This is a genomic window from Gilvibacter sp. (genome assembly GCF_013214815.1).
Classification (GTDB): Bacteria; Bacteroidota; Bacteroidia; order Flavobacteriales; family Flavobacteriaceae; genus Gilvibacter.
On the sequence record NZ_JABSPU010000037.1, the window covers coordinates 21,087 to 27,340 of the forward strand.

At 43.6% G+C, this 6,254-nt stretch carries 5 protein-coding genes and 1 pseudogene; 5 read left to right on the forward strand and 1 reads right to left on the reverse strand.

Going from position 1 to position 6,254, the window contains the following annotated elements:
• Window positions 1–35 precede the first annotated feature (35 nt).
• The 4 genes from HRT75_RS08935 (at window position 36) to HRT75_RS08950 (ending at window position 3,341) form a co-directional block, all read left to right on the forward strand.
• Window positions 36–818 carry a hypothetical protein gene (locus HRT75_RS08935; RefSeq protein ID WP_291185418.1) on the forward strand — a complete coding sequence of 261 codons (783 nt, stop codon included), beginning with the start codon at window positions 36–38 and terminating at the stop codon, window positions 816–818.
• Window positions 819–846: 28 nt separating this feature from the next.
• Window positions 847–1,455 (forward strand): DUF4254 domain-containing protein, encoded by a 609-nt coding sequence (locus HRT75_RS08940; RefSeq protein WP_291185420.1) that lies wholly within the window; start codon window positions 847–849, stop codon window positions 1,453–1,455.
• A 16-nt stretch (window positions 1,456–1,471) separates the two neighbouring features.
• Complete coding sequence (locus tag HRT75_RS08945; protein ID WP_291185423.1) at window positions 1,472–2,506, forward strand: glycosyltransferase family 9 protein; 1,035 nt, start codon at window positions 1,472–1,474, stop codon at window positions 2,504–2,506.
• A 253-nt stretch (window positions 2,507–2,759) separates the two neighbouring features.
• Complete coding sequence (locus HRT75_RS08950; RefSeq protein WP_291185424.1) at window positions 2,760–3,341, forward strand: TetR/AcrR family transcriptional regulator; 582 nt, start codon at window positions 2,760–2,762, stop codon at window positions 3,339–3,341.
• On the opposite strand, the gene HRT75_RS08955 is transcribed toward HRT75_RS08950, so the two are convergent.
• Window positions 3,338–4,390, reverse strand: coding sequence for a ferredoxin--NADP reductase (locus HRT75_RS08955; RefSeq protein ID WP_291185427.1), 1,053 nt, complete (start codon window positions 4,388–4,390; stop codon window positions 3,338–3,340). The two genes, HRT75_RS08950 and HRT75_RS08955, sit on opposite strands and share 4 nt — an antisense overlap.
• Window positions 4,391–4,629: 239 nt before the next feature.
• On the opposite strand from HRT75_RS08955, the pseudogene HRT75_RS08960 reads away from it, so the two are divergent.
• A pseudogene (locus tag HRT75_RS08960) lies at window positions 4,630–6,254 on the forward strand (hypothetical protein); the annotation flags it as partial.

Here is a 6,254-nt window from a genome sequence, read left to right on the forward strand (position 1 = left end):
GTTATGACATCTGGGCAATTTTGGAGTTTCTGGGAATGTCAGGGCTACTGATATTCAGCATTTTACTGGTTGATTTTATTGTTAGAAAAAACGAACTCTCCAAAAAAAATTCCTTTGTTGTAGTAGCCTATGCCTTCTTACTGGCTATGATTCCTATCTCAAAATTGGAATTGACCGGTGTAGTTGCTCACGTATTGGTTTTAATGGCAATTCGGAGAATTATTAGCCTTCAAAGTCTAAAATCAGTCAAAAAGAAACTCTTTGATGCTGCTTTTTGGATTGCTATCGCGGCTTTGGCTTGGTATGGGGCTGGAGGCACTCTGTTACTGGTATTTTTAGGAGTATTGCTTTTTGATCGATCCGATTATCGCAATTGGCTGGTGCCCTTTTTTGCTGTTTTGACAGTTGGAATCATCTATTTAGCAGGATTTTGGGCTATTAATGACCAACTTCCCCAGTATTTCCAACTTCAAGACTGGAAGTTTGACCTGTCTGAATGGCAATCCCTACAGACCGCTTGGCCAGCAGCTTATTTATTGGGGCTAACTGCTCTAGTAGTCCCTGCCTATTGGTTGGGGTACAGAAAGATCATGCTGATCCGAAAAAAACGCCCACTTTTTATAGTATTCGCAGCCGTTGTAGCTTGGTTGGTAGCCTTTGGAGTGCAGCCAGCTCAAACACATTCGCTCGTATTTTTGATGTTTCCACTGGGAGTGGCCTTGGCGAACTTAACAGAACGCAATCAGCAGCGCCCTATAACAGAATTGCTGATGTGGGCCTTTCTTTTGCTGCCCTTTGCCGCCAGAACGGTCATTTAATGTATCTTTGCTGCATTAAAATTTGACTATGTTTTCTGCCAAGGCAAACCCTATTTTCCAAGAAGTTATCAAGCAGTATCACGTTGCAGACGATGTGAATCAACCTTTCTCCAATCCTTATGATGAAAAGGAGGACCTCTTGGCTCATTTACTCTACCGTAAATGCTGGATAGATACGGTACAATGGCATTATGAAGACATCATTCGCGATCCAAACATCGATCCGGATGCAGCTTTGACCTTAAAGCGCAAGATTGACGCTTCCAATCAGGATCGAACGGATATGGTAGAATACATAGACAGTTACTTTCTGGATAAGTACAAGGATGTAGCCGTTAAAGAGGGCGCTCGAATCAATACCGAAAGCCCTGCATGGGGTGTGGATCGCCTGTCCATTTTGGCACTAAAGATCTACCACATGCGTGAGGAAGCCGAGCGCACCGACGCTACCGATGCGCACCGTGCGGCTTGCCAAACGAAGTTGGACGTACTGCTTGAGCAGCGTGTGGATCTGTCTACGGCTATTGATCAACTTTTAGAAGATATTGAAGCCGGAGATAAGTACATGAAAGTCTACAAACAGATGAAAATGTACAACGACGACGAGCTTAACCCAGTACTTCGCGGTCAGAAATAAGGCCTAATCTTAAATTTTGGGAGAAAAACAGCAGCATATTGCCATTTTGCGCCTTTCGGCCATGGGTGATGTAGCAATGCTCGTTCCCGCGGTCCAAGTTTTACGTGCCAGCTACCCTGAATTGAAGATCACCGTCGTTTCTAAAGCGTTTCACAAACCCATATTTGCCGCAATTCCCGATGTTTCTTTTTTGGCTGCGGAGGTTAGAGGAAAACACAAAGGTATTTTAGGCATGCGTAGTTTAGCCAAAGAGCTAAAAGCTCAAGGCGTGACCCATTTGGCAGATTGCCATAATGTATTGCGTTCCAAAATGGCACGTTCTTTTATGAGCTTTAGCGGAGTTAAACGAGCAAGGATGGATAAGGACCGCGCTGCAAAAAAAGCCCTGTGCAGACCAGTCGATAAAATCTGGAAGCCGTTGAAATCCTCACACCAGCGATATGCTGAAGTATTGGGCGAGCTTGGTTTCCCTTTGGATTTGAATCAATTTGTTCCCTTGAACCGGGGAGTTATGCCTCAAACGGCTTTGGAGCTGCTCCAAGGATGGACCGGAAAGATCTTGGGAATAGCACCTTATGCGGCTTTTGGTTCTAAAACCTATTCCGATGCTCAAATGCGTGAAGTTTTGCAGCAGATCAGTGGCGCCAATAAGGTAAAGGTCCTGCTTTTTGGAGGGCCTGCTGAAAGAGAATCGCTTTTAAAATTAGCCTCGGACTTGGAACATATCGAGGTGGTCGCAGGATTGCTCAAATTTCCCCAAGAATTGGACTTGATTTCTAATTTGGACGGCATGTTAGCCATGGATAGTGGCAACGGTCATTTGGCAGCAAATTTTGGCTTACCCGTTTACACCATTTGGGGTGTTACTCATCCCTATTTAGGCTTTGCACCTTTTGGTCAAAATGAGGGGAATTGGTTGTTGCCCGATCTGGAAAAGTATCCCGCAATTCCAACGTCAGTTTATGGCAAAAACTACCCCGCTGGCTACGAAAATGCCATAAATTCCATCCCTTCGCGACAGGTTGCAGATCTTTTACTACAAAATCTGTAAAACGCTTATAATCAGATATTAATGAATTTCGGAACGCTTGTTCCGACCTTTTTGATAACGGAACAAACGTTCCATAACCCCTGTTTTTGTACTTTTCTTAAGCTCGGTCAGTATCACCTAATGGATATCAAAGAGATAGATTTCAAGTAACTGAAAAACAGCAAGTTAATATTTATTGGAACAAATGTTCCGATAAATTACTACCTTTGGAATACCGCAAAAAACCCCCGTTTTTTCAAAAAATTGCTTTTTGATGGCCAGAACCAAACAATTTGAGGTTGAGAATGTGCTTGATGCTGCTGTGGGTCTCTTCTGGAAGAAGGGATATCACGCAACTTCAGCCAATGATTTGGTGGAGCATTTGGGGGTGAGTAGATCCAGTCTTTATGACACCTTTGGAGACAAAAGAAATTTATATTTACAGGCTTTACATCAGTATCGAAAAAGGATCATTGGGAGGCATCTTTATTTGATAGAAACAGCCACCGACCTTAAAGAGACTTTAGAGGCTATTTTCAGTTTGATCATTGAGCAAGACATAGATGATTTTCATCCAAGAGGCTGCATGCTTGTCAATGCGGCAACAGAAATGGCTGCCGTAGACGAGGATGTAGCAGCAATCGTGCGCGGAAATCAATGGGATCTGCAAAAAGCATGGGAAATGGCCATCAAAAAGGCCCAATATCAAAACGAACTCCGCACCGATATTAACCCCAAAAGTACTGCAGCGGCGATCTACAACGCGATCATTGGCATGCGGGTCGCCTTAAAAACAGAGCAGGAACAAGCTACACTGGACGGAATTATCCGTCAGACCCTCCGCTTGTTGGACTAAACGTCGTCGTAATCTATGGTTACCTGTGCTGAGGTAGCATGCGCTTGGCAAGTAAGTACAAGACCTTCTGCTACTTCTGCATCCGTAAGAATTTGATTTTTGCGCATTTCCACGGTTCCTGAGGTAACCCTAGCAATACATGAGCTGCAAATTCCACCTTGACAAGAGTAAGGTGCATCCAAGTCGTGTTTTAATGCGCTATCAAGTACGGATTCTGCGTGAGGTGCTGTGATGGTGTTGGATTCATCATCGATGATAAAGGTGATGGCTGCGTTGCCATCAGGCACTTCGCTCGTAGTAATTTCATCATCATCAGAAGAAACAGTAAAGCGTTCAAAGTGGATGTTTTGTTCCGCCATTCCAAAGTCAGCCAAAGCTTCAATGACCGTATCGATCATATCACCAGGGCCGCACACAAAGGCATCATCAAAAGCGGTGTCTTGGTATTTATTATTCACTGTAAACCCAACCTTACTGCGATCTATGCGCCCAAAGTGATAGTTGTCTCCATCTCCACGGCTGTAGATCCATTCTATTTGCAAGCGATCAGGATATTGACCTTGCAGATCTTCAAGAACTTCTTTGAAAATAGCGCCTTCTGGGGTTTTATTTCCGTAGACGAGGACCATTTTAGTGTCCGGGCGGTTTTCCAAACAGTCTGAAATCATGGAAAGTATGGGTGTAATTCCGGAACCTGCTGCAAAAAACAAATAATTGGCAGTTTTTGATTCTGGTAGTACAAACCTCCCTTCTGGTGTAGCTACTTTTAGAGTATCTCCAACAGACAATGCGGTGTTTGCATAGGTAGAAAAGACACCGTTTTCTACTTTTTTGACCAATACGGTAAGGTCTCCACTTTTGGGTGAGCTACAGATAGAGTAGGCGCGGCGCACTTCTTTTCCATCTATAATTGCGCTGAGGTTAACATATTGACCTGCACCAAATTGATAGTCGTTACTTAAAGTGGCTGGCACTTGAAATTTTATACTTACAGCAGTATTAGATTGTGATTCTAGAGCTGCAATTTGGAGTTCATGAAAGTCTGCCATGGCAAATTTTTTTGCAAAAGTACGAACGATTCTGCCAATTTGAAACATCAGAATCTGCGGATATGCCTCATTTTTTAAGGCGAAGCCCACAATAATTGAAAAAGAAATGTATTTTTACCCTTCTCTGGAAAAACGCATACTAAAACAGGCTTTTTTCAGTTTAGTTGATATAAAATTACACCATGTTCAAACGGGGATTCTACGGGGCCTGCGCATTTTTAATTTGCAGCTTATGCATCATGAGCTGTTCCACTAAGAAGGACGGTTTTATAAATCGAAACTTAAATGCTGTTGCCGCGGAATACAACAAACTTTACAACGGACAAGTGGCCTTTGACGAAGGCCGTAAATCCCTTGCCGATACCTATCGCGATAATTATTGGGAAATTCTTCCCGTTGAACGTTTGGAGATCTTGGAAGATGTGAGTTTACCAGGACAATCCAAAAACCCGAATTTTGAAAAGGCTGAAGAAAAAGCCGCTAAAGCGATCCAAAAGAACTCGATGTACATCGACGGAAAGGAGCGCAATCCGCAAATGGATGAAGCCTTTATCCTTTTAGGGAAAGCCCGTTATTTTGACCAGCGTTTCATTCCAGCTTTGGAAGCCTTCAACTATGTGCTTTCCAAATATCCTACCGGAGATAAGATCAACACAGCCAAGATCTGGAAGGCCAAAGCCAACATCCGCCTAAACAATGAAGAGATCGCTATTGATGATCTGAACCGCATGATCAAGCGCGGAGAGATTGAGGATGAAGACCTCTCAGAAGCTTCGGCGATGATCGGACAGGCATATATCAATCTAGATACCATAGAAGCAGCATTGCCATATATCAAAACCGCTGCCGAGTACACCAGAGATAACGAAAACAAAGGCCGCTTGCTCTACATTCAAGGGCAATTGTACAACAGATTACAATTCCCAGACAGTGCAAACATGGCTTTTGATGAGGTAATTGCACTCAACAGAAAGACGCCGAGAATTTATATGATCAACGCCTACATTGAAAAGGCAAAGAACTTCAACTACGAGACTGGAGATAAAATAGCTTTCCTAGAGTTGCTGACCGATCTGGCTGAAAATCGTGAGAACCGACCGTATTTGGATAAGATCTATCATCAGATCGGGGTGTATCACCAAAGCAATGACAGTATCGAGGTTGCCATGGAATACTACAATAAATCCATTAAGGCCAACCAACAAGATGATTACCTCCAAGCGCGCAATTATGTGACCTTGGGTACTATTTTCTTTGATCGCGCAGAATACCAGACTGCCGGTGCTTATTACGACAGTACTTTGGTCAAAATGAGACCGAATACTTTGGAGTACCGACGTCTTAAGAAGAAGCGTGACAATTTAGACGATGTAATCCAATACGAGCTTGTGGCAGCAACCAATGACAGTATTTTGAATTTGGTGAACATGACTGCGGAGGAGCGTTTGGCGTACTTTACCGAGTATACCGATACACTACGTGCGCAAGCCATTCAAGATTCCATTGACCAAGCTAAGAACGGCGGTGATGGTTTCGCAGATAACGAATTTTTTGAAGGAGGAACCGGTGAATCTGATAAAGCCGGAGCCTTCTATTTCTACAATACCACTACTGTGGCCTACGGAAAGCAAGAGTTTAGACGCCGATGGGGTGATCGTGAGCTGGAAGATGACTGGCGCCGATCTGATAAAAATGCAGTAGGAGCTGCAGATGAGGAAGAAGTTGCTGCAGAAGGGTTTTCTATTGGAGATGATCCGCGATTTAAGCCAGAGACCTATTTGGCAACTAATCCGACGGAACAAGGCAAGATCGACACCTTGATCACTGACAGAAACTTTGCCTATTATCAACTCGGTTTGATCTA

Coding starts and splice junctions, on each gene's coding strand:
- HRT75_RS08950 (WP_291185424.1), top strand. CDS start 2,760: ATGGCCAGAACCAAACAATTTGAGGTTGAGAATGTGCTTGATGCTGCT.
- HRT75_RS08955 (WP_291185427.1), bottom strand. CDS start 4,390: ATGGCAGACTTTCATGAACTCCAAATTGCAGCTCTAGAATCACAATCT.
- HRT75_RS08935 (WP_291185418.1), top strand. CDS start 36: ATGTCAGGGCTACTGATATTCAGCATTTTACTGGTTGATTTTATTGTT.
- HRT75_RS08940 (WP_291185420.1), top strand. CDS start 847: ATGTTTTCTGCCAAGGCAAACCCTATTTTCCAAGAAGTTATCAAGCAG.